The organism is Promineifilum sp. (SeqCode) (assembly GCF_041918635.1).
Taxonomy (GTDB): Bacteria; Chloroflexota; Anaerolineae; order Promineifilales; family Promineifilaceae; genus Promineifilum.
Window position 1 is genome coordinate 1 of sequence record NZ_JAYRVJ010000133.1, and the last position, 2,424, is coordinate 2,424.

2 protein-coding genes and 1 pseudogene are annotated in these 2,424 nt (G+C 66.1%); 1 reads left to right on the forward strand and 2 read right to left on the reverse strand.

Annotation, left to right across the window (positions count from 1 at the left end):
• Positions 1-25 precede the first annotated feature (25 nt).
• Positions 26-823, reverse strand: a complete 798-nt coding sequence (arsM, locus tag ACE3UY_RS04495) for an arsenite methyltransferase (RefSeq protein WP_374686359.1) — start codon at positions 821-823, stop codon at positions 26-28.
• A gap of 72 nt (positions 824-895) precedes the next feature.
• Positions 896-1,258 (reverse strand): ArsR/SmtB family transcription factor, encoded by a 363-nt coding sequence (locus ACE3UY_RS04500; protein WP_374686360.1) that lies wholly within the window; start codon positions 1,256-1,258, stop codon positions 896-898.
• A 183-nt stretch (positions 1,259-1,441) separates the two neighbouring features.
• Between ACE3UY_RS04500 and ACE3UY_RS04505 the strand changes: the two are divergent.
• Positions 1,442-2,424: pseudogene (locus ACE3UY_RS04505) on the forward strand (Ppx/GppA family phosphatase); the annotation flags it as partial.

The following is a 2,424-nucleotide window of genomic DNA, read 5'->3' on the forward strand; positions in this document are numbered from 1 at the left end:
AACCCGCGCCACGTTTGCCCTGCTACTATTTGCGCGCCGTCACCCGCGCGCTGAACAGCCGCGCCGGGCCAGACTCCCGCGGCAGGCCGGCCAACTCCTCTTCCGGTCGGGCCTTGTCCACAATGGAGATGTCGGTGAAGCCGGCGTCGCGCATGGCCGCAGCGTAGAGCGCCACGTCCTCCGCGCCGGTGACGCAGCCGGCCCAGGCCGACAGATCGGCTCGCTCCTGCTCGCCGAATTGGCCCTGCGTCATCATGTCCGACACCGCCAACTGCCCGCCCGGCCGCAACACGCGGAACGCCTCGCGGAAGACGGCTGGCTTGTCAGGGCTAAGGTTGATGACGCAGTTGGACAGGATCACGTCCACCGTGTCGGATGCCACCGGCAGCGCCTCGATCATCCCCTGCCGGAACTCCACGTTATCCAGGCCGACCTTGGCCTTGTTGCGCTCCGCCTTGGACAGCATCTCCGGCGTCATGTCCACGCCGATGACGTGGCCGGCCGGCCCCACCTGCCGCGCCGCCATGAAGCAGTCGATCCCGCCGCCGGAGCCCAGATCGAGCACGACCTGGCCCGGTTGGAGCGCGGCCAGCGTGATCGGATCGCCGCAGCCCAGTGAGAGGCCGGTCACCTCGTCCGGCAGCCAGGCTGTGTCGGCTGTGTAGAGCGAGCCATAGAGCGAATCTAACGTTACGTCGACGCCCGCCGAGTCGCCGCAACAGTCGCTGCCGCTGCCGCAACAACTCGCGTCGCTCGCCCCGGAGGCCAACTGCCCATACCGCTCGCGCACCGCTTCGTACACCTGTCCACTATCCTGTGACATCGTTACACTCCTCATATTGATATGTATCTATAGATACCCACAAAAAAAGAGGCTGTTTCAAGTATCCAGCGACTACGACGAACAAGCCCCTGAAAAATCCGCGTAATCGGCCAAATCCGCGGAACCTTTACTCGGCGCCACGTTGAGCGCTAACTCGTCCACCCGTTGGGGCGCGAAATTGAGCATAATCCGTCCGCAGCAAACCGCCACCTCATCCTGATTGAGCGAGTAGAACACCTGCTTGCCCTCGCGCCGCACGTGGACAAGCCCCGCCTCGCGCAGCACTGCCAGATGGTGGGAGACGGTCGGCTGGGTGACGCCGTGCATCTTGTCGACGATGTCGCCGACGCACAGCCACTCGCAGCACAGCAAACCCATCACGCGCTGGCGCGTCTCGTCGGCGATAGCCTTGGCGAAGTCCACGGATTCGGTCATAACGCTCTACACATATTGACGAACGTCAATATAACTTATTATATCCGCGCCGCTTGGCCTGTCAAGAGTCATTTTGGCAACGCGACCACAGCGCACTATACTTCTCTGTGAGCGGTGTTGTTGGTCGTTAGTCGTTGGTCACCAACCACTCTCAACTATCAACTCCTCACCGCCGGAGCCTCCATGCTAACCCACCCCACCCAACAGCGCGTGGCCGTCATCGACCTCGGCTCGAACACGGCGCGCCTGGTCGTCATGTCGGCCGTGCCCGGCTACGCCTACCACCTGGACGACGAGATCCGCGAGGTCGTCCGCCTGCGGCAAGGCATGACGCCGGCCGGTCTGAGCGCCGAGGCCGTGGAGCGCGCCCTCTTCACGCTGCGGCTGTTCAAGCGCTTCTGCGACAGCTCCCGCGTCGATCTCATCATCGCCACGGCCACCAGCGCCGTGCGCGAGGCCCAGAACGGCGCGGAGTTCGTCCGCCGGGTCGAGACGGAGTTGGGACTGACGTTGCGCGTCCTGAGCGGCGAGCAGGAGGCCTACTACGGTGTGCTGGGGGCGCTGAACGAAGTACCGCTGGTCGACGGCTACGTCCTCGACATCGGCGGCGGCAGCATGCAACTGTCGCGCGTGCGCGACCGGTGCTTCGAACGGGGCGCGTCCCTGTCGCTGGGGGCGCTGGCTCTGACGGAGCGCTTCGTACGGCGCGACCCGCCGGCCGCGGCCGAACTGGACGCCATCCGGGGGGAGATCGCCGCGCAACTGGCCGGCCTCGACTGGTTAGATGAGCGGCGCAAGCGGGCCAACGGTACGGCGCTAGTGGCCCTGGGCGGCACGGCGCGCAACATGGCGGCGATGGTCGCGGCGCGGCGCGCCTACCCGCTGAATACGCTGCACGGCTTCGTGTTCGGCGGTGACGATCTGGCCGAGAACATCCGCCTGCTCTCGACCCTGCCGCTGGCCGAGCGGGAGGCGCTGCCGGGCCTGCACAGCGACCGCGCCGACATCATCCTGGCCGGGGCGCTGGCGCTCCAGGCGGTCATGGGCCGGCTGGAGGCGGAGGCGGTCGCCATCTCGGTCAACGGCTTGCGCGAGGGACTGTTCTTCGAGCACTTCTGGCAGCACCTGAGCCAGCCGGTAGTCAAGGACGTGCGCCGGTTCAGCGT

Excerpts from the sequence above, each read along its gene's own strand:
- ACE3UY_RS04500 (WP_374686360.1), bottom strand. The coding sequence starts at position 1,258 with ATGACCGAATCCGTGGACTTCGCCAAGGCTATCGCCGACGAGACGCGC.
- arsM (WP_374686359.1), bottom strand. The coding sequence starts at position 823 with ATGTCACAGGATAGTGGACAGGTGTACGAAGCGGTGCGCGAGCGGTAT.